Origin of the sequence: Leuconostoc mesenteroides subsp. mesenteroides (genome assembly GCA_009676745.1) — a bacterium.
Classification (GTDB): Bacteria; Bacillota; Bacilli; order Lactobacillales; family Lactobacillaceae; genus Leuconostoc; species Leuconostoc koreense.
The window spans coordinates 1142797-1166998 of record CP046062.1; the positions used below are offsets into that span (position 1 = coordinate 1142797).

The 24202-nt window shown below is 37.2% G+C and carries 23 protein-coding genes, 1 tRNA gene and 1 other annotated feature; of the genes, 23 read left to right on the forward strand and 1 reads right to left on the reverse strand.

What is annotated here, in order from left to right:
- Positions 1-159: 159 nt before the first annotated feature.
- The 19 genes from GJV51_05785 (at position 160) to GJV51_05875 (ending at position 19569) form a co-directional block, all read left to right on the forward strand.
- Entirely contained in the window at positions 160-1314 is a 1155-nt protein-coding gene (locus GJV51_05785; GenBank protein QGM25507.1) for an AI-2E family transporter, read from the forward strand.
- Positions 1311-1823, forward strand: a complete 513-nt coding sequence (locus tag GJV51_05790; GenBank protein ID QGM25508.1) for a tRNA (uridine(34)/cytosine(34)/5-carboxymethylaminomethyluridine(34)-2'-O)-methyltransferase TrmL — start codon at positions 1311-1313, stop codon at positions 1821-1823. The genes GJV51_05785 and GJV51_05790 overlap by 4 nt, the downstream gene beginning before the upstream one ends.
- A gap of 72 nt (positions 1824-1895) precedes the next feature.
- A tRNA-Glu gene (locus tag GJV51_05795) sits at positions 1896-1967 on the forward strand.
- A 155-nt stretch (positions 1968-2122) separates the two neighbouring features.
- Positions 2123-4489: a cell division protein FtsK gene (locus GJV51_05800; GenBank protein QGM25509.1), complete on the forward strand. Its 2367-nt coding sequence runs from the start codon at positions 2123-2125 to the stop codon at positions 4487-4489.
- Positions 4490-4722: 233 nt separating this feature from the next.
- Positions 4723-4939 (forward strand) — a binding site (T-box leader).
- 77 nt (positions 4940-5016) lie between these two features.
- Entirely contained in the window at positions 5017-6984 is a 1968-nt protein-coding gene (gene thrS / locus GJV51_05805; protein ID QGM25510.1) for a threonine--tRNA ligase, read from the forward strand.
- 116 nt (positions 6985-7100) lie between these two features.
- Positions 7101-8474, forward strand: a complete 1374-nt coding sequence (locus GJV51_05810) for an amino acid permease (protein QGM25511.1) — start codon at positions 7101-7103, stop codon at positions 8472-8474.
- A gap of 98 nt (positions 8475-8572) precedes the next feature.
- Complete coding sequence (locus GJV51_05815) at positions 8573-9247, forward strand: cytochrome O ubiquinol oxidase (protein ID QGM25512.1); 675 nt, start codon at positions 8573-8575, stop codon at positions 9245-9247.
- A 37-nt stretch (positions 9248-9284) separates the two neighbouring features.
- Positions 9285-9830 (forward strand): XRE family transcriptional regulator, encoded by a 546-nt coding sequence (locus GJV51_05820; GenBank protein ID QGM25513.1) that lies wholly within the window; start codon positions 9285-9287, stop codon positions 9828-9830.
- 184 nt (positions 9831-10014) lie between these two features.
- Entirely contained in the window at positions 10015-10857 is an 843-nt protein-coding gene (locus tag GJV51_05825; protein QGM25514.1) for a phosphotransferase, read from the forward strand.
- 337 nt (positions 10858-11194) lie between these two features.
- Positions 11195-12487, forward strand: a complete 1293-nt coding sequence (gene lysA, locus GJV51_05830) for a diaminopimelate decarboxylase (protein ID QGM25515.1) — start codon at positions 11195-11197, stop codon at positions 12485-12487.
- Between the two features lies 1 nt (position 12488).
- Complete coding sequence (dapD, locus tag GJV51_05835) at positions 12489-13190, forward strand: 2,3,4,5-tetrahydropyridine-2,6-dicarboxylate N-acetyltransferase (GenBank protein QGM25516.1); 702 nt, start codon at positions 12489-12491, stop codon at positions 13188-13190.
- Complete coding sequence (locus GJV51_05840) at positions 13190-14344, forward strand: amidohydrolase (protein ID QGM25517.1); 1155 nt, start codon at positions 13190-13192, stop codon at positions 14342-14344. Before dapD ends, GJV51_05840 begins: the two co-directional genes overlap by 1 nt.
- Before the next feature lie 2 nt (positions 14345-14346).
- Positions 14347-15213 (forward strand): 4-hydroxy-tetrahydrodipicolinate synthase, encoded by an 867-nt coding sequence (gene dapA, locus GJV51_05845; GenBank protein QGM25518.1) that lies wholly within the window; start codon positions 14347-14349, stop codon positions 15211-15213.
- Positions 15213-15935, forward strand: a complete 723-nt coding sequence (locus GJV51_05850) for a 4-hydroxy-tetrahydrodipicolinate reductase (GenBank protein ID QGM25519.1) — start codon at positions 15213-15215, stop codon at positions 15933-15935. Before dapA ends, GJV51_05850 begins: the two co-directional genes overlap by 1 nt.
- An 89-nt stretch (positions 15936-16024) precedes the next feature.
- Positions 16025-16828, forward strand: a complete 804-nt coding sequence (gene recX, locus GJV51_05855; protein ID QGM25520.1) for a recombination regulator RecX — start codon at positions 16025-16027, stop codon at positions 16826-16828.
- 50 nt (positions 16829-16878) lie between these two features.
- Positions 16879-17448 carry a DUF402 domain-containing protein gene (locus GJV51_05860; GenBank protein ID QGM25521.1) on the forward strand — a complete coding sequence of 190 codons (570 nt, stop codon included), beginning with the start codon at positions 16879-16881 and terminating at the stop codon, positions 17446-17448.
- 107 nt (positions 17449-17555) lie between these two features.
- Complete coding sequence (locus tag GJV51_05865; protein QGM25522.1) at positions 17556-18239, forward strand: rhomboid family intramembrane serine protease; 684 nt, start codon at positions 17556-17558, stop codon at positions 18237-18239.
- A complete protein-coding gene (locus tag GJV51_05870) occupies positions 18236-18442 on the forward strand; it encodes a DUF910 family protein (protein ID QGM25523.1) in 207 nt (68 codons plus the stop codon). The genes GJV51_05865 and GJV51_05870 overlap by 4 nt, the downstream gene beginning before the upstream one ends.
- Before the next feature lie 161 nt (positions 18443-18603).
- Positions 18604-19569 (forward strand): ROK family glucokinase, encoded by a 966-nt coding sequence (locus GJV51_05875; GenBank protein QGM25524.1) that lies wholly within the window; start codon positions 18604-18606, stop codon positions 19567-19569.
- A 58-nt stretch (positions 19570-19627) separates the two neighbouring features.
- On the opposite strand, the gene GJV51_05880 is transcribed toward GJV51_05875, so the two are convergent.
- Positions 19628-20227 carry a DsbA family protein gene (locus GJV51_05880; protein ID QGM25525.1) on the reverse strand — a complete coding sequence of 200 codons (600 nt, stop codon included), beginning with the start codon at positions 20225-20227 and terminating at the stop codon, positions 19628-19630.
- 140 nt (positions 20228-20367) lie between these two features.
- Here GJV51_05880 and GJV51_05885 point away from each other — a divergent pair, with 140 nt between their 5' ends.
- The 4 genes from GJV51_05885 (at position 20368) to mgtE (ending at position 24155) form a co-directional block, all read left to right on the forward strand.
- The gene (locus GJV51_05885) at positions 20368-20943 is read left to right on the forward strand and encodes a GTP pyrophosphokinase family protein (GenBank protein QGM25526.1); all 576 of its coding nucleotides are present in this window, start codon (positions 20368-20370) and stop codon (positions 20941-20943) included.
- Entirely contained in the window at positions 20940-21734 is a 795-nt protein-coding gene (locus GJV51_05890) for an NAD kinase (GenBank protein QGM25527.1), read from the forward strand. The genes GJV51_05885 and GJV51_05890 overlap by 4 nt, the downstream gene beginning before the upstream one ends.
- A gap of 153 nt (positions 21735-21887) precedes the next feature.
- The gene (locus GJV51_05895) at positions 21888-22787 is read left to right on the forward strand and encodes an RluA family pseudouridine synthase (GenBank protein QGM25528.1); all 900 of its coding nucleotides are present in this window, start codon (positions 21888-21890) and stop codon (positions 22785-22787) included.
- Positions 22788-22790: 3 nt separating this feature from the next.
- Positions 22791-24155 carry a magnesium transporter gene (gene mgtE, locus GJV51_05900; protein QGM25529.1) on the forward strand — a complete coding sequence of 455 codons (1365 nt, stop codon included), beginning with the start codon at positions 22791-22793 and terminating at the stop codon, positions 24153-24155.
- The last annotated feature ends 47 nt before the right edge of the window (positions 24156-24202 follow it).

The following is a 24202-nucleotide window of genomic DNA, read 5'->3' on the forward strand; positions in this document are numbered from 1 at the left end:
ATTGTCTGTTTTAATTATACTTGTATGTAAGCATTTACACAAATATAATTTTAACCTGAATTAATTATCACATCATCGTAAAAATATTGCAAAGTAACAGCCATTGGCAATTCTATGGTAAAATAATTACAATTGTATAGCATGAGAAGGGGCATTTTTATGAAAAAACCAGAGCAACAGTCATGGTATAGTCGTTGGTTTTCTGGCAACGACTTGTTAAATGGTCTGATTGTCATTTTATTAGTTTTGTTAATCATTTTTTTGGCTTGGCAGGTACGTTTTTTGTTTGAGCCAATTCGTGCACTATTTACGGCTGTTGGTGCACCTATAATGATTAGCGGTGTGCTTTATTATTTGCTGAGTCCAATCGTCAGTCTTTTGGAAAAATATGTGCATTTACCAAGAAACTTATCGATTGGTGTAGTTTTGATTGTACTATTAGCTATTATTGGGGTGGCCATTGCTGCTATTGTCATGGTATTGCGCAATCAAGTCATTCAATTTATCGATAACTGGCCAAATTACTGGAAAACCACCGAAACTTTTATTAATGAAACTTTTGCTAGTGAACAATTTAAGTTTATTAGAGATTATTTGAATCATACAAGTTCTGATCTTAATCAAAACGTATTAGATTGGAGCAAGAAATATTTGACGAGTGGATTTGCGGGTATTAGTTCATTTGCCTCACTTCTTACATCAATTGGTGTGACCATTGTTTCAACGCCGTTTATTCTTTATTATATGCTGTTAGATGGACACAAATTTTCATCATTTGTTTCTAGTAAGTTTCCAAATAACTCACAATTATCAGTGCGTTATTTATTAACAGAAATTAGTAAGCAAATCGCTCAATATATTCGCGGGCAACTTGGTGTTGCACTCGCTGTAATGATTATGTTTTCGATAGGGTATACGGTTATTGGTTTACCGTACGGTATTTTATTAGCACTGATGGCAGGGTTCTTTAACTTAATCCCGTATGTTGGATCAATTATTGCACAAGTACCGGTCTTCACCGTTGCCTTGATTGCTGGTGGTCCAAAGATGCTGATATTAGCTATTATTGTGCTAGCTATTGAACAACCAATCGAAGCACATGTTATTTCACCAAAAATCCTTGGGGAGGCGTTATCAATTCACCCTGTTACTGTTATTGTTGTGTTATTGAGTAGTGGACATATTTTTGGTGTATTAGGTATTGTATTGGCGGTACCATCATACGCTGTAGCAAAGGTATTTGTTACGCATATCTATGATTGGTGGCGTGCCAATTCAGATTTATTTGAAGTAGAGGAAGTAGCTGAAAAATGACGAATCATATTGTTTTATTTGAACCTTTAATGCCTGCTAATACGGGAAATATTGCTCGTACGACTGCTGGGACCGATGCAGTTTTACATTTAATTGAACCGCTAGGTTTTGAACTTGATGACAAACACGTTAAACGTGCTGGATTAGATTATTGGGATCATGTACAGCTAGTGAAACATCCAAGCTTACCTGATTTTCTAGATAGTTTAACAGAAACAGATAACTTATATTTAGTGTCTAAATTTGCTAATCAAGACTATACACAACCCAATTACGCACAAAATGATACTGATAATTATTTCTTATTTGGAAAAGAAACTACAGGATTACCGGAAGTATTTATGCGTCAAAATCCTGAAAAGGCTATTCGTATCCCACAAGATGATTCACACGTTCGTTCGCTGAATTTATCGAATACAGTTGCAATTGTACTTTATGAAGCATTACGCCAACAATCTTTCTCAAATTTAGAAACAACTCACACATATGAGCAAGATAAATTGAAATAAAAGGTTGACAGATATAAAATTCCCTGATAAACTAATATAGTTGTTTCGTTACAACGAACAACTATTGACCATGGCTCGTTGGTCAAGTGGCTAAGACGCTGCCCTTTCACGGCGGAATCGAGAGTTCGATTCTCTCACGAGCTACTAAAAAGCGCAACGCTAGTTGCGTTTTTTTGTGTTTAAAAATTAAATTTTCGAAATAGAGTTAAGCGAAGCTTAAGAATTTAACGTGAACGTTTGTTCGGGTTTTAAAAATGATAAAATTAAGTGTTAGAATGAACTGACTAAGAGGTGGAACTTTGGCGACAAGAAAGACTACACAAAGACGACGTACAACACGTGGTAAAAATAGTAAAAAAAAGAACCCTTTAGTTCAAAATCTATGTTTTTTGGGTGGTATTGTATTAGGTATATTAGGTGTATTTAAGCTTGGTATATTAGGTGTGTTTATCGCCGATATTTTCCGCTTTTTCTTTGGAAATATGTATCTTGTGATTTTAATACCTACAACACTATTTTTGGGATACTATTTCATTACTCGAAAGACACCTAAAATAGCAACTCATTTTTGGATTGGCGCTTTTATGATGTTCATTGCTGTTGAGATAATCTCATCATTGTTATTTTTTGAATACACGCTAAAAAATGCGAATGGATATGTTGGCGAAGTGGCACGGTTAATTGGTCAAGATCTTGTTAATCAATCAGCAAACACGCCAGTTGGCGGTGGAATAATTGGTGCAGCTTTGTATCATTTACTCTTTATGTTAATGTCTAGCATCGGTACGTGGATCGTAACAATAATCTTATTATTCAGTGGTATTGCAATCTTTTTCCGTATTCCAGCTCGTGACATTGTTCAGCAAGGTGTTGAAAAAGCTCATGAAGGGGTTACCCATATTCAGGAAAAACGCGCTAACGAAAAGCCAATTCGACAATCGATTTTTAAACGTGATAGACACAAAAAGGATATCACTGATTATGGAGATGATCCATTAGGTGTGAACGGAGATGATAGCTTATCAACGGATGTTATTCCTAAAGTAGAAAAAGACATCAATACATCTAGTGTTCAAGAGAATTTCAATGAACCTGAAATTAAATGGAATGGCCCTATAGTGCCTCAACCAACAAAAAAGTTATCCAAAAAACAGATTGAAAAGCCTTCTGTTAGTGATGGGAAAATTTCTACAGATATGTTGGCAAAAGAAAATCCAGATTATCAGTTACCAACAGCTGACCTATTGACACAATTAGCGCCGACAGACCAAACAAAAGAGTTTAAAGGTTTGACTGAAAAGTCACGTCTTGTTCATGATACACTGCAAAGTTTTGGGGTTGAGGCAGAAGTGACCAGTGTTTCATTAGGACCCACGGTAACACAATATGAATTGAAACCGGGGCAAGGGGTAAAGGTAAATCGAATTGCTAACTTATCGGATGATTTGGCATTGGCATTGGCTGCAAAATCAATACGAATTGAAGCACCGATTCCTGGTAAACCCTATGTCGGTATAGAAGTTCCCAATGATACTCAGGCAACTGTCGGGTTCCGGGATATGATTGAGAATGCGCCATTTGATGATAATCCGCTCAATGTGCCACTTGGTCGAGATGTAACAGGAAATATTATCATGGCAGACTTATCTGCTATGCCTCATTTGCTGATTGCTGGATCCACTGGATCTGGAAAATCAGTGGGGCTTAATGGCATTATCGTTTCTATTCTTTTGCGTGCAAAGCCTAATGAAGTTAAATTAATGATGGTTGATCCCAAAGTTGTTGAGTTGTCGATTTATAATGGTATCCCACACTTGCTAACACCAGTTGTTTCGGAACCACGCAAAGCAGCGAAGTCTTTACAAAAAGTTGTTGATGAAATGGAAAATCGTTACAAGCTTTTAGCTCAATTTGGAAAACGTAACATTGGTGAATATAATGCGGCGGTTGAAAAGCAGAACGCTGAAGCCAAGGAAACAGATCAGCCAGTTATGCAACCGATGCCATATATTGTCGCCATTGTAGATGAGTTTGCTGACTTAATGAGTACAGTAGGTAATGAAATTGAAGTTTCTATCGCGCGCCTTGGTGCTAAAGCTCGTGCAGCTGGTATTCACATGATTTTGGCCACACAACGACCAGACGTTAAAGTGATTAACGGTACTATAAAAAGTAATATTCCTGGTAGAATTGCTTTTAGAACAGCTTCTGGAATTGATTCACGCACTATCCTGGATAGTAATGGTGCTGAAAAACTGCTCGGAAAAGGGGATATGATTTTTGCACCGCCTGGTAAAGCGACGCAACGTGTTCAGGGTGCATTTATTAGTAACACTGATGTGACTAACATTGTTGAATTTGTTAAGTCGCAACAAGAGGTCCAGTACTCAGATGCAATGACTGTTACAGATGAAGAAATTGCTCAAGATAATTCGGAAAATAGTGATGGAAATAGCGATGATGAGTTGTTCCAAGAGGCTTTGCAATTTGTTATTGAACAACAGAAAGCTTCAACTTCATTGTTGCAACGCCGTTTCAGGATTGGTTATAATCGAGCCGCTCGATTAATTGATGATTTAGAATCAGGTGGCTATATTGGGCCAGCGGATGGATCACGGCCAAGGCACGTCAATATTTCAGATGGTAGCTCAGGAATAGAAAGTTAGCATTAATTGCAAACTAAGTAGTTTAATTATATTTTTTTGAGTATAATTAAATGATTAAGTAGATAGGAGAATAATAAAAATGGCACTTACAAAAAATCAAATTGCTGCATTACAAAATGTTTTTGATAATGGTATTTTAGATCATGATTCCGAGGCATTAGAAGCGTTAAAAGTTGTATTAACAGATTTAAAAAAATAATTGCAACACAGCAAAAAAAGTGTTATGATGATTCTCAGAAACATTGATAAGGACAACTCGATTGTCATGCATTTAAAGAGAGTTCATGTTTGGTGAAAATGAGCAGTGCATACATAAGAGACTACCTTTGAGTGGTGATTTATTAGTTTTAAATGAAAAGTTACCCGGGTGATACCGTTATATATCATTTGAGAAAAATAGGTTTTTTCCTGTTTTAAACTTGGGTGGTACCACGGTAAAACGTCCCTTTAGATCCTTATTAGATCTAAAGGGACGTTTTTGTTTTATTAATGTAAAATACTACAATGGAATTTGAAAGGAAAATAGCATGGCAGAAATCAGTCTTACATTCCCAGATGGCGCTATTAAAAAATTTGATGAAGGAATTAAGCCAATTGGGGTTGCTGAAAGTATTTCAAAGTCATTGGCAAAAAAGTCAGTGTCAGGAAAAATAAATGGTTCGTATGTTGGTATGAACGATGTTATTACTGAAAGTGGCGATTTTCAACTAATCACTACATCTGATAATGAAGCATTAGATCTACTTCGTCATTCAGCATCTCATTTATTAGCACAAGCGTTAAAGCGAATTCCAAAATTTGCTAATATTCATTTTGGCGTTGGTCCTTTTATTGAAAATGGTTTCTATTACGACACAGATAATGGTGCTGGCAATCAAGTATCAATCGAAGATTTCTCTGAAATCGAAGCGATGATGCACAAAATTGTGAAAGAGGATCTACCCATTCTTTCTCGCGAAATCACACGTGATGAAGCATTAGAAATGTTTGCTGATGACCCATATAAAATTGAGTTAGTAAATGATTTACCAGTTGATGAAAAAATTACAATTGCAGTTCAAGGAGATCATGTCGAGCTTGATAAGGGTGGTCTGGTACCATCGACGGGTTGGATTAAGCATTTCAAGCTTACTTCAGTGGCTGGCGCATACTGGCGTGGAAATTCAAGTAATCCAATGATGCAACGAGTATATGGAACAGCCTTTTGGAAAGCAGCTGACGTTGAAGCCGAACTTGCTCGTCGTGAAGAAGCTAAGGAACGTGATCACCGTGTTATTGGACGTGACCTTGATTTATTCTTTACTAGCCAAGAAGTCGGCTCAGGCTTACCAGTTTGGTTGCCAAATGGCGCAACAATTCGCCGCCAAGTTGAAAGATATATAACAGATAAAGAACTATCAAATGGTTACCAGCACGTTTACACACCAGTATTGTCTAATTTGAACTTATATAAGACATCTGGTCACTGGGATCATTACCGTGAAGATATGTTCCCACCGATGGATATGGGGGATGGCGAATTTTTGGAATTACGTCCAATGAATTGTCCATCACATATCATGGTCTTTAACCATAAGCCACGTTCATATCGTGAATTACCAATGCGTATTGCTGAATTGGGAATGATGCATCGTTATGAAAAATCGGGTGCTTTGACAGGATTATCTCGTGTTCGTGAGATGACATTAAACGATGGGCATACATTCGTTGAACCAGAAAAGTTAGAAGAAGAATTTAAGTCTATTCTAACAATGATGATGGGCGTCTATCGTGACTTTAATATTAAAGATTATCGTTTCCGTTTGTCTTATCGTGATCCCAAAAACACAGAAAAGTACTTTGATGACGATGATATGTGGGAAAAGTCACAAAAGCAATTGAAAACAGCAATGGATGATCTTGGTCTTGATTATTTCGAGGCCGAAGGTGAAGCTGCCTTCTATGGTCCTAAATTAGACGTTCAAACAAAGACGGCTTTAGGGAATGAAGAAACATTGTCAACTATTCAATTAGATTTCTTATTGCCAGAACGATTTGATTTGAAATATATCGGGCGTGATGGTCTGGATAATCATCGCCCAGTGATGTTACATCGTGGAATTGTCGGTACGATGGAACGTTTCACAGCTTACTTGATTGAAATGTACAAGGGTGCTTTCCCAACGTGGTTGTCACCTTTACAAGTACAAATCATTCCTGTTAATTTAGGTGCTCATGGTAATTATGCAAATGCTGTACAACAGAAGCTACAAGATGCTGGATTGCGTGCCAATGTTGAAACGAAAGATGCAAAAATGGGCTACCTTATTCGTGAAGCGCAAACGAACAAAATTCCGTATACGTTGGTGCTAGGTGATTCAGAGGTAGATAGTAATACGGTTACGGTTCGTAAGTATGGTGATACAAAGACAGTTACTATGTCATACGATGAATTCCAATATTTGATTTTATCTGATGTTTCTAATTACTCACGTGAAACCGAATCAGCAAAATAGAGTTGTTTATTTTTAGAAAAAAATCAGCATACTAGATAAATGTATGTATGAAAAGTCAAAGCACCCTGAGATAATCGAGGGGTGCTTTGCAATAGGAAAGGGAAATTTATATTATTATGTCCGATTCAAAAGGCGACAGTAACCTTCCGAAACGAGGTTTACAAAACAGACACGTTCAGTTAATAGCCATTGGTGGAACAATTGGTACTGGTCTATTTATGGGGGCAGGAAATTCAATCCATTTTGCTGGACCGTCTATTTTATTGGTTTACTTGGTTATTGGAATTTTTATGTTTGTTGTAATGCGCGCCATAGGTGAACTATTATATGCTGACCCCAGTCAACATACTTTTATTTCTTTTATTACTAAATTTTTAGGCAATCGTGCTGGATTTTTTGCACGTTGGTCCTATTGGTTGACTGTTGTATTTATGGGGATGGCAGAGTTGACTGCAGTGGCAAAATATATTCAGTTTTGGCTGCCGGATTTACCAAGTTGGTTGATTCAAATCGTCATGCTTGTTTTGCTAACGTCAATCAATTTAATTGCTGTAGCACTTTATGGTGAAACTGAATTTTGGTTTGCCATGATTAAGATCATAGCTATTTTAGCGTTGATTGTGACAGGTATCATCATGGCTTTGACAGGTTTTGAAACACCAGTTGGAAAAGTTGCTTTTAGTAATGTTTGGCATCACTTTGAATTATTTCCTAATGGGGTTGGTAATTTTATTAATGCCTTTCAAATGGTGATGTTTGCATTTGTCGGTATGGAATTTATTGGTATGACAACGGCTGAAACAGAAAATCCTCGTTCGGTTTTGCCAAAAGCAATTAACCAAATTCCTTGGCGTATATTATTTTTCTACCTTGGTGCATTGTTCATTATTATGACGATTTATCCATGGCAAAAAATACCTGAAGATCAAAGTCCTTTCGTGATGGTTTTCCAGTTAGCAGGTGTGAAATGGGCTGCTGCTTTAATTAATTTCGTTGTATTAACGAGTGCTGCTTCGGCATTGAATTCGGTTTTGTTTAGCGCAAGCCGCAATTTCTTTGCTTTATCTTTCCAATCTAAGGCTAAATTCTTACAACCATTTAGAAAAACATCAAAAACACAATTACCAGTTAATGCCGTCTTGGTGACATCATTGATGGTTGCTTTTTCAGCCTTAATCTCGATTATTCCATCAATCACCAATGCATTTAGTTTTGTGACAAGTGCATCGACTGACTTGTTTTTGATGATTTATGTACTTATATTATTTGCCTATATGAAGTATCGTAAGTCAGATAGTTACATGCCTGATGGTTTTCTTGTCATAGCACCCAAGACATTAGTACCATTGGCAATTCTGTTTTTCAGCTTTTTATTTGTTACGCTCTTCTTTAATCCAGAATCTCGTCTACCAGCAATTGGTGCCACCATATGGATGGTTGTTTTTGGATTTATTTCAATGAGGCAACCGAAACAGGCATTGAATAAATAAGATGAAGTGATGTTGCTGGTTAGAAGAAAAGTTATATTTTAACATGCCATATTCAGATATGTGGTAAAATGTTATTATTCGTACTTTAGGGGAACTTTATGTCATTTCTAATTGATTTTATTTTGCATATTGATGTCCACATTGGCAATCTTGTGCAAGCGTTCGGGTTATGGACGTATTTGATCTTGTTTGTGGTCATTTTCATCGAAACTGGTAGTGTAATTATGCCATTTTTGCCTGGAGATTCATTGCTGTTCGCTGCAGGAGCTATTGCTGCTACACCTGCTGGGCTAGATGCCGGACTTAATCATTGGGTTTTTATGGTTGTATTTTTCTTAGCAGCTGTTATTGGTGATTCAGTCAACTTTTGGATTGGTCGTACAGGTGGTTATAAAATTTTGCACCATCGTTTCTTTGGTCGTTTCATTAAAGAACAACATATTAAAGAAGCTGAAATTTTCTTTGAAAAACGTGGTGCTGCGGCAATAATCATTGGGCGCTATATGCCGATTATCCGTACATTTGTTCCGTTTGTGGCAGGCATCAGTCAATTTTCATACAAGCACTTTTTACGTAATAGTTTGATTGCTGCGTTCTCTTGGAGTTTAATTGCAACTGGTGCAGGTTATATGTTTGGTAATATTCCATTCGTTAAAGCACATTTTTCGGTAATTATTATGGGCATTGCGTTGGTTACATTAATGCCAACAATCATCGGTGTTGTTCGTTCAGCAATGATTTCAAAAAAACAGAAAAAAATAATATCGAAATAGCCGCCATTTGTGGCGGTTTTTCTGTATAATTATAGCTATGAATAACTTAAAAAAACTACAAGAACTAACTGGAATTTCAACAATAGAGATCGCTGATGCATTAGATATTGAGGTAGAAACTGTTGAAGCATGGCAAAATGAAGAAAAAGTCCCCAGTGTGGGTGATTTTGAAGCCTTAAGTGGCATCTTCTCCTCTCAATTGGATGCTCAAGGAATCGACACCCAGTCTACTAAGCATCCAATTCATATCCGTTTATCTGTGGACTATTTATTGAACCTTGGAATAACACTTTCAGATTGGATTACCTTAAAGTGGGCCTTTGAAGGTCAGTGGAATAATGATCAGTTAGTCGTCGGATTTTTTTCTAATAACCAATTAGTACGCGTTATTAGCACTGAAAGTGAATTTTCGAATGCTTTTGCAGGCTATCTGATTTTACAAACTGAAGGTGAATTTGAACCATATATTGATGAATTTGATAATGACACGGAATACGATTGGCGCTTGTTACGTTTGAATGATAAAAAGTTTGTTGATATAACTAATAATTTAATTGCAGCCAATTTACCAGTCATCAGCTAACAGCAGAGAAGTATACAAAGTAGTGACGTCAGTATCATATTATGATACACTACAAACAGATGATAATACCTGTGGGACAATTGAATAAATTTGTCGATAATAAGGGTATTATTTTGTCAAAAACACAGTTTTCGTAATGAAAATTGTGTTTTTTTTGTTCCGATAATAAATTTTGGAGGATAATATGTACTTAGGCAATGATTTTGTTACTCGTTTAGGAATTGAAAAACCACATGATTTAGAAAGAGTTCGCGGTGGCGATATTAACGAGGCGTTTTCACTCTATTCGAATAACCAACGCTATTTTTTAAAGATTCAACAAAATGCTCAAGCAAGTTTTTTTGACCATGAAGTTGCTGGTTTAAAGGCTCTCGGAGAAAAGGTGATTGTACCAGATGTTTTAGCACAAGGTCAGTTACAAGGACACGCTTACTTAGTCTTGTCGTGGATTAATCAAGGCAATGGATCACAACCTGAATTGGCACGGTCACTGGTTAAAATTCACCAAGCTACAGCACCTAAGTTTGGATTTGATAGTGATAATCTAGTAGATTTTGTGCCTAAGAATAATACTTGGCGGTCTTCTTGGGCTGAATTTTTTGTGAAACAACGCTTGGATCCGCTAATGGCACAAGCGCAAAAAAATAATTTTTGGCTGACTCAACGTGGGGATCACTATAGTAATTTACGTGAAACCATATTAAATGATAATCACTCGCAAACAGTTCAACCATCATTACTGCATGGTGATTTCTGGGCAGGAAATTTTATGTTCAATAAGCAAGGTAAACCTGTATTTATTGATCCTAACGTATTCTATGGTGATCGAGAATATGATCTAGCGATTTCAAGAGTGTTTGCTGGCTTTAGCCAATCGTTTTATGATCAATATATGCAAGAGTGGCCATTGGACGATGGTTGGCAAAAACGTCAAAAATGGTATGAATTTTATTATATACTGATGCACTTTACACGCTTTGGTGATATTTATGCACCGAGAATGAACAAATTATTAACGTCTTTTTAAAATAAAATAATTACTAACAAAGAATTAAACGAAAAAAACTTGACATTCAATAATGATTCAGTCATAATAATGACAGAATAAAAAATATTTCACATAGAGGTCGCGATTGACAATACACTTACCGGAGTTGCTGTAGCAATTGATAGTAAGCTTAGGGGATATCGCCGAAATCAAGGTTATCTACAAATAACCTTGATTGGGCTAATAGTTAAGAGCTATTAGACTGTCGCAGAGATGCGGTGAGCTATGGAAACTGTCAAAAATGCTAACAATGCCCTTTGATAAGTCCGTTTTGCGAACCTATCAAAGGTTTTTTTGTGTAATTCAAGGGGAAATGATGACATATCCAACAAATGAAAAGCAACATCTGACAGTTGATGGTGTTGATACAATCGAACTGGCAAAAGCATATGGCACGCCGTTAGCAGTTTACGACGTAACACTTATTCGTAAGACGATGAGGGCGTTTAAGCGCATTTTTGAACAAGAAGGTGTCCCATATGTAGTAAGTTATGCTGGTAAAGCTTTTGCTACGAAAGCAATTTATCAGGTGGCGGCTCAAGAGGATATTCACGCTGATGTCGTGTCTGGTGGCGAATTATACACGGCAATTAAAGCTGATTTTCCAACCCATCATCTTAGCTTTAATGGTAACAATAAAAGCTATGATGAACTTATGATGGCTGTTGAAAATGGTGTAGGAACAATTATTGTTGATAATTTTCTTGAGCTACAGTTACTATCAGAAATCACAACGGAAAAAAATGTTGTTCAAGATATTTTACTACGTATTTCACCAGGAATTTCAGCCCATACGCATGAATTTATTAGTACCGGCCAGCAAGATAGTAAATTCGGATTTGATTTACAAACGGGTCAAGCCAAGCAGGCTTATGATATTGCGATAAAAGATATTCATCTTCACTTGCGTGGCTTACATGCCCACATCGGATCACAAATATTTGATGTGACTGGTTTTGAGAAAAATGCAGCGTTACTAGCAGATACGGCTTACTCATGGGGATGGCAACCAGAAGTCATTAATACTGGGGGTGGATTTGGTATTCGTTATACTGATGAGGATCAACCTTTGCCAGAAAGCGAGTTTGCTGACGCTATTATCCGTGTTTTGAAAGAAAAGGCTACGCAATACAATTGGACAATGCCAGAAATATGGATTGAACCTGGTCGTTCGATTGTCGGACCAGCTGGGCAAACTTTGTATACAGTTGGATCTCGTAAAGATATACCAGAAATTAGAAATTATTTAGCTGTAGATGGTGGTATGGGAGACAATATTCGTCCGGCACTTTATCAAGCGAATTACGAAGCGGTTTTAGCTAATCAACCAAATGCTAAAAGTGAAGAGATTGTGCGAATTGCTGGTAAGTATTGCGAGTCTGGTGATGTATTGGTGTGGCAGGAAGAATTACCAGCAACAAAGCCAGGTGATATTTTATCTGTACTTGCAACAGGTGCGTACGGTTACGCAATGGCTTCGAATTATAACCGAAATCCACGACCGGCCGTTGTCTTCGTGGAAAACGGTCAACATCAAGTGGTTGTTGAACGTGAAACTTTTGAACATATGATCAGTTTAGATCAGAATTACACTCTAGGAGATAAATAACATGGCTGAAAACGAAGCACAAAAACTAATTAATTTCATTGCAAATGCAAAAAAAATTACCCCAGTAAAAGTTACCTATAAAGGTACATTGGCAACTGAAGTGCCGGATACTGTGCAACAATTTGGCAATGAATCATTTGGACAATTAATTGGTGATTGGTCTGAAATTGAATCATTAATTAAGAATCTACCACCCACAGATGTATTTATTGAAAATGATTCACGTAACTCTGCTGTTCCTTTGCTTGACAAAAAAGAAATTAACGCGCGTATTGAACCAGGTGCTATTATTCGCGATCAAGTTGAAATTGGTGATAATGCGGTGATTATGTTGGGTGCTGTGATTAATATTGGTGCAGAGATTGGTGCCAACACAATGATTGACATGGGTGCTGTACTTGGTGGCCGTGCCATTGTTGGTGAAAATTCCCATATTGGTGCTGGTGCAGTATTAGCTGGTGTGATTGAACCAGCATCTGCTCAACCTGTTCGAGTCGGGAATAATGTTTTAGTTGGCGCTAATGCTGTTGTTATTGAAGGCGTACAGGTCGGTGACGGCGCAGTAGTTGCGGCCGGCGCAATCGTCACAAAAGATGTACCAGCAAATACAGTAGTTGCTGGTGTTCCTGCAAAAATCATTAAGGAGATTGATTCGAAAACGCAACAAAAGACTGCGTTAATTGATGCATTGCGAGGATTATAATGCCAGTTAGTGAAGAAGATTTAAAAACCTATCGTCGTGACTTGCATAAAATTCCAGAACTTGCTTTAGCGGAAGTTAAAACGCATCAGTATTTACTAGGAAAAATTCAATCCTGGCAAACTGATTTTATGACAATCCGTCAAGTAGAAGAACTACCTACGGCATTGTTTGTGAAATTCTCTGGGACCAATCCAAGACGGACGATTGGATATCGTGCTGATATTGACGCGCTACCAGTTACAGAAGATACTGGGTTACCGTTTGCATCAACTCACAAAGGTGTTATGCATGCATGTGGTCATGATGTTCATATGTCTTTAGCTTTGGGATTAGTTCAGTATTTTAGTAAACATCAACCTCAAGACAATTTAATTATCTTTTTTCAACCGGCTGAAGAGTCAAAAAGTGGTGGCAAATTAGCTGTTGATTTAGGTATTTTTGAAGGTGAGTGGTGTCCTGATGAGTTTTATGGCATTCATGATCAACCCAATTTGCCTGCTGGAACTTTAAGTACATTAGCGGGTACTTTATTTGCCGGAACGGCTGAACTCGAAATCGACATCTACGGTCAAGGTGGTCATGCGGCCTATCCTCATTTAGGTAAGGATCCAATTGTTATTTCGGCTGAATTAATTATGTTATTACAAACGGTTGTATCGCGTAACGTCGACCCGATAGAAGGTGGCGTAGTGAGTCTTGGAATGATTAGCGGCGGCTTTACAAATAATGTTATTCCAGACACTGTGCATCTTGCCGGAACAGTTCGTAGTATGACCAAAAGCGGCTTGGATAAAATGACAACACGAATTCGTCAAATAGTTGAAGGCGTAGCATTGGCAAATGATGTCAAGATTAATGTTCGACTTGAAACAGGAAGTTATTTACCTGTTGAAAATAATCCTAAATTAGCTAATAATTTGTTGAGTTTCATGGAACAGCGTCAAGATATTGCATTTGAAGAAGCAAAACCTGCGATGACGGGTGAGGATTTTGGTTATATATTACAACACATTCCTGGTGTCATGCTTTGGCTTGGTGTCAATGATAATCATTCACTGCACAGTGCGAAGTTAAACATCGATGAAGCAGCTTTGTTACCAGGATTCAATGCTTTGAAAGATTTTATTGAGTGGCGAATGTCACAAGGAGAATAAGCATGTACGAAGGAATTAATTTAATTACGGCAATTATTACGCCTTTTACAGTAAACGATGAGATTGATTATGAGTCATTAGAGAAATTAATTGAACACCTATTAAATCATGGTTCACAAGGATTTGTGATTGCAGGAACAACGGGTGAATCTCCAACATTGTCTTTTAAAGAAAAAGTTGAATTAACACAGTTTATTGCAAAACAAGTTGGTAATCGCGCACTTTTGATTGCTAATGCAGGTTCCAATAATACGAAGGAATCCGTAGAAGCAGCCAAAGCGTTAAGCAAAATCGAGCATATCAACGGTATCTTGGCAGTAACACCATATTATAATAAGCCAAGTCAAGCTGGAATGATTGCACATTTTAAAGCTATCGCTGATGCTTCTGAAAAACCAATTATGTTATATAATATTCCTGGACGTACGGTTGTCGGCCTGACTGTTGAGAGTGTGCTTGAATTAGCCCAACATCCTAATATTAATGCAATTAAAGAAACAACATCAACTGAATTTGTTGAAGCAGAGGTAGAAGGAACCACGGGATTTGCAGTCTATACTGGTGAGGATGCGATGACCCTTGCGGCCTATACTGTTGGCGGTGCTGGAACAATTTCGGTAGCTTCACATATTTATGGTGACGAAATGTCTGAATTGTTTAGTGCTATGAATGCAAATAACTGGCGTGAAGCTGGGCGCTTGCAACGTTACCTAACCCCACGAATGAATGCTCTATTTGCCTATCCTTCCCCAACGCCAGTTAAGACAAAATTAGCTGAAAAAGGGTTTGTACGTGAAGATGTACGTCTACCTCTCATTCCTTTAAGTGATGCACAAAAATTACATTTGAATGAATTATTGGAGAAATAATGACAAAAATAATTTTAGCCGGTGGTTTTGGTAAATTAGGCCAAGCTATTCAAGATAACTTGAGTGAAGAATATGAAATTGTTGGTATTGTGAGTGGACATCAACATGAGAGTAAGATACCTGTGTGGACTGCCTTATCAGATATAAATGTAGCGGCAGATATTTGGTTGGATGTTAGTACGCCAGCAACTGTATTTGACAATGCGATGTACGCCATTGAACACAACATGCCGTTAGTGATTGGTACCACTGGTTTGTCAGATGAACAAATAGCAACATTGCGTGAAAAGTCATCAAAAGGTGTTTTAATTGTACCAAACTTTAGTTTGTCAGCAGTTTTGTTAATGCAATTCTCACAATTAGCGGCCAAATATTTTCCCGATGCAGAAATTATTGAAGCGCATAACCCCAAAAAGGTAGATGCACCATCTGGGACAGCTAAGCAAACCGCAAGATTGATTGCAGAAGCCCGTATCGAGGAACCAACATCAACAACAGCAGCAACAGCTCGCGGTGAACAGATTGATCGTGTACCGGTTCATGCAATAAGGTTACCTGGCTATATCGCACAGCAAAGCGTTTATTTTGGTGGCGTGGATGAGCAATTCACGCTGACCCAAAGTACAACAAGCCGCTCAGCTTTTGTACCAGGTGTAATTCGCGCTTTAGAAGCTGTAAAAAATATAGACGGTGTTGTCATTGGATTAGACCAAATTATTTAATTTAAGAATTGTGATGTTAATAGTCGTATTAGCATCATTTTTTATTTTAAAATACATGTGAATAGCAATTTTTATCGTACAATAGAATTATGAAAAAGATAACTAAAATTTCAATTCAAAAAAAAGCGGGTCGCTATAATATTGATCTAGATAATCAATTCGCTTTTGGTGTGGCGGAAAGTGTTCTCATTAAATTTGGCTTGGCAAAAGGGCGAGAATTAGATGAAGAATTAATCGCAGAAATTAAGCATAGTGATTCTGTTGCCAAGGCGTTAAGTATTGCGCTTAACTTTCTTAGTCATTCGTTGCACACAGTCAAACAAGTGAAGCAGAGAATGAGTGAAAAGGAAGTGCCAGAGAATATTCAGGATGAAGTTATTGCTCAATTATATGAGCAAAAATATATCGATGATTTAAATTATGCACAACACTATGTTTCAACCAAAAAAATTATTAGCCCTAAGGGACCTAATGTTGTCAAGATAGATTTGAAGCAGGCGGGTGTTCATGATGATGATATTGAAACAGCATTGTCTGACTATACTCACGAGGAGCAACTTGAAATTGCAGAGAAACTTGCTTTAAAATCTGCTAACACATACAAAAGAGAATCAACTCGAGCTAAGAAACAAAAAATTGTACAAGCTTTAGCTGCAAAAGGATTCTCTTTTGACATTGCAGAAATTATTGTTGACAAGGTTATTACAGAGAATGACGATGATATTGAACTAGAAAATATCAAGCGTCAAGCGGAAAAAAGCTGGCAACGCTATCGTAAGGAAATACCAAGTCAAAGAATATATAAAACAAAAAACAACTTGTATACCAAAGGTTATCACTCTGAATTAATTAATGTGGTAATTCACGAGTTAGAAGTATCTGCAGATGATTGAAATGTGGTACAATTAAATAGGAATTCGGTGTTAGAAGAGTAGGTAGCGTTATGAACGTTGATAGACCCAGTCGTGGACCACGAGAAGGTGACTTCATCACGATCAAAAGCTATAAGCATGACGGCTCGTTGCATCGAACTTGGCGCGATACCATGGTACTAAAGACTAGTGAAAACTCTATCATTGGCCTAAATGATCACACTTTGGTAACGGAAGATGATGGTAGACGATGGGTTACCCGCGAACCTGCTATTGTTTATTTCCATAAGAAATATTGGTTTAATATCATTGCGATGATTCGTGATAATGGTGTATCGTATTATTGTAATTTAGCTTCTCCCTATGTACTTGACAAGGAGGCGTTAAAATATATTGATTACGATTTAGATATTAAAGTTTTTCCTGATGGCGTTAAACATTTACTTGATGCAGATGAATATGCAGCTCATAGTAAAAAGTGGCATTACCCGTCAGAAATCGATAAAATTTTGAAAGCCCATGTCAAAATTTTGGTTGATTGGATAAACGAAGGTTCTGGACCATTCTCACAAGGATACGTTGATGTTTGGTATACACGGTATCAATATTTGATGCAACAGCGGTTGAAAGATCGTCGTTGAGAAAAAGCATTCGATTTATCGAATGCTTTTTCTGATGCATACGAATAAGTTGATTCATTTATCACACAACAAAACAAAAAAACCCATAATCTGTTAAAATAAAGATTATGAAGGCATTAAAAGAACAATATCAAACAGCACCGATAACGACAATTATATTTTTGATAACTACATTTGTATTCCTAATTGAGCTTGTATTAAGTCGCGGAATGACGGAGAATAGTGAATTCTTAATTAATATGGGTGCAAAATGGGGACCATATATCCAGTTAAAACATGAATACTGGCGCTTGTTAACGCCGGTTTTTCTCCATGCTGGTTTTTTACACATTGTCACTAATATGATTACTTTATGGTTTATTGGACCACTTGTTGAACGAGCATTTGGCAGTGCAAAATTCTTTGGACTATATTTTTTTGGCGGCATTATTGGTAATATTTTTTCATATTTATTGGCGCCGTCGAGTGTTTCTGTAGGTGCATCTACAGCACTTTTTGCCATGTTTGGTGGCCTTATTTTGTACGCCATTCGTTTTAAAGAAGATCCTCAAGTTAAGTCGATGGGCACAATGCTGGGCCTTTTTGTCATTTTAAATTTAGTTACAGGCTTTTCATCAACTGATATTGATATATGGGGGCACATCGGTGGCTTAATCGGTGGAATGATGTTTGCAGTAATGTTTGGTTTTTATGGGCACAGTGGGAAATACGCTCTTCGATGGCGCTTAATCATAGGAGCTATAACAATATTGCTGATTATTTTAACTTTTTGGGCAGGTGTAAGAATATGAAAACATTTTATGATGTATTACAGTATTTAAAAGAATTCGGTGTCTATATTCATGTTGGGAAGCGTCTGTGGGATATCGAATTGGCAGCACTAGAAGTAGACAATCTTTTCAAAACGGAAATTCTAAATGCAAAAGATTATGCAACAATTAAGTTGATTTTATCACATGAACACACCATCGAATCCGAGAATCCCAGTGATTGAAAACATTTAGTGAAAATGATGAAAACGCTTGCACTATGTAAGCACTTTCTGTTAGAATATGTAGGTAATAAATTTTATGGAGGAAATATGCATTGCGTTGATTAATCATCACATAAGGCGATTAATTTGTTGTTAGAAATGCGCTTTGCACTTTAATAATCATGGCAAAAGATAAACTTATTGGCGTTGATCTTGGTGGTACAACTATCAAGTTTGCAATTTTGACTGATCAAGGTGAAATTCAACAAAAATGGTCAATTAAAACAAATATTTTGGATGATGGTGGACACATTGTTCCAGATATTATTGAATCCATTAATCATCATTTAGACCTTTATCAACTGGATAAAGAACGTATTATTGGCATTGGTATGGGGACACCTGGAACTGTTAACCGTGAAAAAGGTACAGTCACAGGAGCATTTAACTTAAATTGGAAAACAGAGCAACCGGTCAAAGCAGATATTGAGTCAGGAACAGGATTTACTTTGACAATTGATAATGATGCTAACTCTGCTGCTCTTGGTGAAGCATGGAAGGGTGCTGGTAATAATGATGACGAAGTTTCATTCATTACCTTAGGCACTGGTGTTGGTGGTGGCTTGTTAGCCAATGGTAAGCTAATTCATGGTACAGTTGGAGCCGGTGGAGAAGTCGGCCACATGATTGTTGAACCTGATGGATATTTGTGTACATGTGGCAATCGTGGTTGCTTAGAGCAATATGCTTCAGCTACTGGTGTTGTTCATTTAGCGCAAACTATTGCCGAAGAATATGTGGGTAATTCGAAATTAAAGAAGATGATTGACAACGGTGAAGAAGTTACATCAAAAATTGTCTTTGATTTAGCAAAGCAAGGCGATTTTTTGGCAAATAAAGTTGTTGACAAAGTTGCTTATTACTTGGGATATGCTACAGCTACCATGTCTAATATCTTGAATCCATCAGCTGTTGTTATTGGTGGTGGTGTTGCTGCTGCAGGAGAATTCTTACGTGCACGTGTTGAAAAACATTGGACTAAGTTTGCGTTCCCAACAGTGCGTCACTCTACACGTGTAAAGTTAGCAGAGTTAGGTAACGATGCTGGTGTGATTGGTGCGGCGAGTTTGGCTCGAATGCCTGCTTAAAGTGAATACAAATAAAAAAAGCTGCTATATGATAGCAGCTTTTTTTATTTGTATTTATTTATGCTAAATTAACTGATGCTTCTTCATTTTTTTCTGACACATCATTATCTGATATATGGGGTAAAAATGCAGGTAGCAAATCGTTAACAGAAAAATCTGTCAATATTTGCGTTTTTAAATCGATCGCATCATCGATCGCCACCGTAGCCTGAACTTTTGGCATCATACCGTGAGCGAGTTGTTGATCTTCTAGTATGGACAGCTTCGTTTCTTTTGAATTACGATTGTACAGAAAGTCTGTAATGTTGAGGCCTACTTTTTTAGCAATGTTGACGACTAAGTTGCGTGAGTATTTCTGATGACCAATTGTCAGCGCTTCTTGTAAATTGATGAGTAAGGCCCGTGCTTTTTTATTACCTTCAATTTGAGCAGCTTTGAAATCGAGAGTTAGGCGATAGACTAAACTAGCTTTGTCGGTAGGCTCATCGGCACATGTTGACTGATTATCCTTAATCATTTTCAGAATTGGTTCATTGATTAAAGGGACAAAAAATAGATGATGTGAACGATGGATTTGTTGACTAATTTTTTGTAGATATTGCTCTGTAATTAAGCAATTATCAGACAGTGGCGTATCAAAATGATATATAGATAGCATGATTGTTCTCCTGAATTATTAACTTATTTAATATACAAAATATTAGTATAGCCGTCAAGGGTGTACTTGACAAATGATACGCTCATAAATATGTTAAAATAGAATAGTAGTAATTAAAAAATATGATAGAGGATGACAGTATGAATTGGGATCATTTTTTTATACCATATATTCAAACCGTCTCAGAGCTTAAAGTAAAATTACGTGGTTTGCGTCAGCAATACGAGAAATCTGGTGAAGATTCATCAATTGAATTTGTAACTGGTCGTGTGAAATCTCGAGCGTCAATTGAAGAAAAGATAATTCGTCGACATTTAGATGAGAATCGGTTGGCTCTTGACTTACAAGATATAGCCGGTGTCCGTATTATGACAAAGTATGTTGAAGACATTTACACTGTGGTTGATTTATTGCGTCAAAGAACAGATTTTCAAATTTTAGAAGAACGTGATTATGTCAGTAATGCTAAACCTTCAGGATATCGATCGTATCATCTTGTGATTGAATATCCTGTCCAAATGTACACTGGAGAATTAAAAGTACTGGCAGAAATTCAAGTACGAACAATGGCCATGAATTTTTGGGCTACGGTAGAACATGATTTGCGTTATAAGCATGGAGAGTTGAACGAAGATTTAGCCAATCGACTGACTAAGCTATCAGAATCAACTTTTGCTTTAGATCAAGAACTGAGTGAGATAAGAGCAATAGAATGAAAATCGCAATCTTCAATAATCATGCTGAACATAGTGTGGTTATTGCCAAAAAATTGATATTGGCAATGAAAAAAAATAATGTCGATATTGATGATAGAAATCCGGATATTGTCGTTTCCGTCGGTGGGGATGGTACGCTTTTGGGTGCCTTTCAGAAGTATGTTGACCAAACGGAAAGTGTGCGTTTTGTTGGCCTTCATACAGGCCATTTAGGGTTTTATACGGATTGGTTAAGTACAGAACTTGATCAATTTGTTGAAAGTTTAATTCATGATAATGGACAAAAAGTTAGTTATCCACTACTTGAACTAACTGTTGTCAGAACTAGTGGAGAATCTTACAAGTTTTTAGCGCTTAATGAAGCAGTTATAAAGCAACCTGTTGGTACTTTGGTTGCCGATATATATTTAGGCGGTCATGCTTTTGAACGTTTTCGTGGAGATGGTATTGCTGTTGCAACGCCAACTGGGTCAACAGCTTATAATAAGGCTAATGGTGGTGCGGTATTACATCCAAGTTTGCCAGCAATTCAAATGTCTGAAATAGCCTCAATCAATAATCGAGTATTTCGAACATTAGGTTCACCGTTAATTGTGCCACAAGATCAAGAAATTATTATGAAACCAAAAAGCAACAATTTCTTGGTCATGTATGACCAAGAAGAGATTAAGGGACACAATATTACTGAACTACGCTTTAAGGTCTCCGAAAAAAATGTCCATTTTGCTCAATATCGGCATGTGGATTTTTGGCGACGCGTACAGAATGCCTTTATCAGTGAAATTGAATAGATCAAAAAGCTAATAATTGTCTCAAGGGACAGAGTTTTTATACATAAATTTGAGAGGAAATTTAGTAATAGTTTGTTCCAGGGCGGTACAAGCGAATTATTATATAATGCGATTGTTGTAGTATATAATTTAAGTTATTGAATAAGATTAAATATGAAATTTACTTGGAAATATAGTGGTAATGAACAACGTAAAGTACGTACTTTTTTGCAAAATCATGGCGTTTCACATAGAATGTTTAGCCAAATGAAGCATAATGGCGGCGCAATCCTTGTCAACGAAAAACCAGTTTATACATCTGATTATTTGACGAATGGTGACATGGTTACGATTGTTATGCCTACGGAAAAAAGTAATGACTTGGTTGCTCCAGACTATAAACCATTAGACATTATATTTGAAAATGAACATTGGCTACTTGTCAATAAACCATATGGTGTCACAACGGTTCCAGGGCATGCTGACCGTCTGCATACCTTGGTCAATCAAGTTAAAGGACATCTCGAAACTATTAAGGCTGATGATTTAGTTCCGCATGTTGTTACTCGTCTTGATCGTGATACATCAGGAATTGTTTTGTTAGCCAAGCATAGATTTGCTCATGCAGTTTTGGATCAACAATTACAAGAACACACAGTTGAAAAATTTTATTTAGCTTATCCATCAGGAATTTTAACGAATGACCATGGTGATATTAATGCACCAATCGGTCGTATGGATGGTGACTTTATAAAAAGAGAAGTCCGTGATGATGGCAAACCATCGCGCACAGAATATTGGGTCGAACGTCGTTATGAGGACGATGAACAGAATATGACTCGTGTGAAGGTACAATTGCATACAGGACGAACACACCAAATTCGTGTTCATTTTGCCAATATAGGGCACCCTTTGGTGGGAGACACTCTGTATGGTGGACCAACATGGCATGGACTACAAAGACAAGCGTTGCATGCTTATCATATGAAATTTTATGACCCTTTTATTGAGGAATACCGAGAATTTAATACGCCCTTACCAGAAGATTTAAAAACTTTGAGAGATATAGAGTAAACAGTGGAAGAAAAATCAGAACAACTACATCAAAACATCGCTCATCTTTCTGATTTATTACATTCAGGACAAGATGAGGCTTTTGTGACGTCATTTAATGCGCTACACGACTTTGAAATGGGACAAGTGTATAGTGGATTACCTGAACAATTACGTGCCGTAGCATGGCGATTGCTGGACAATGAAACATTAGCAACTGTTTTTGATAACATAGATGTTGACGATGAAGATATTGATGACCTACTGCAAGAAATGCCACCTCAAAAAGCTGTTCAAGTTTTGCGCAATATGTATGCCGATAACGAGGTCGATCTTCTTCAGGAAATGCCAACGCGGTTAGTTGCGACTTATTTAAGCTTGATGCCAAAAGATGAGGCCGAGGATATTCGTAAGTTGATCAATTATGAGGAGCAAACTGCTGGTTCATTAATGTCAATTGAGTACTTGGCAGTTGAGGCAGATTTGCGTGTTGATGAAGTGATGCGTATAGTTAAGCAGCAGGCACTTGAAGCGGAAGCCATTAACTACGTTTATGTATCGGATAAACAAGACCGGCTAGTTGGTGTCATTTCTCTTCGTGATTTGTTAACGCATCCGGATGATATGCTGGTTTCGGAAATTACGAAAGATAGAATTATTAGCGTTAAAGCTGGTGACGACCAGCAGGACGTTGCGCAAATTGTGGCCGATTATAACTTTATATCTATCCCGGTTACAGACGATAATGACCGATTATTAGGCGTCATTACAGTTGATGATATTGTGGATGTTATTGATGAAGAGGCTGTTGAAGATTATTCTGGATTGGCTGCCGTTAACGTTAGTCAAACAGATGATACAGCATGGCATTCAGCAATTAAACGTATTCCTTGGTTGATTGCACTTTTATTGTTAGGAATGTCAACGGCTACACTAATTAGTTCATTTGATGGTCTGGTACGAAAAGCATCAATACTGGCTGTGTTTATTTCTCTGATTACTGGTACAGCTGGTAATGCTGGAACACAAGCCTTGGCCTTGGCTGTCCGGCGCTTAGCCGTAGGTAGTAGTAACAGTGCTCTTAAAAATTTCTTAAGTGAAATATTTGCAGGGTTTTTAGTAGGGACAGCAACCGGTTTCTCAGTTTTTCTAATTGTTACTTTTTGGAAGCAGAATTATCAATTGGGTCTTGCAGTAGGTATAGCGATGGCAGCTGCTATTATGGTAGCTAACCTCGCAGGCTATTTAATTCCTGAAATTATTGATAAATTGGGTATGGATCCGGCAGTAGCAAGTGGTCCATTTATCACGACCTTATCCGACTTAACATCAGTTCTAATTTATTTTAATATTGCCCAATTATTTATTTCACACTTTACTGGTGCATAAAACTCAAACATAGAAAAAGCAATAGCGGTTCTCATCGCTATTGCTTT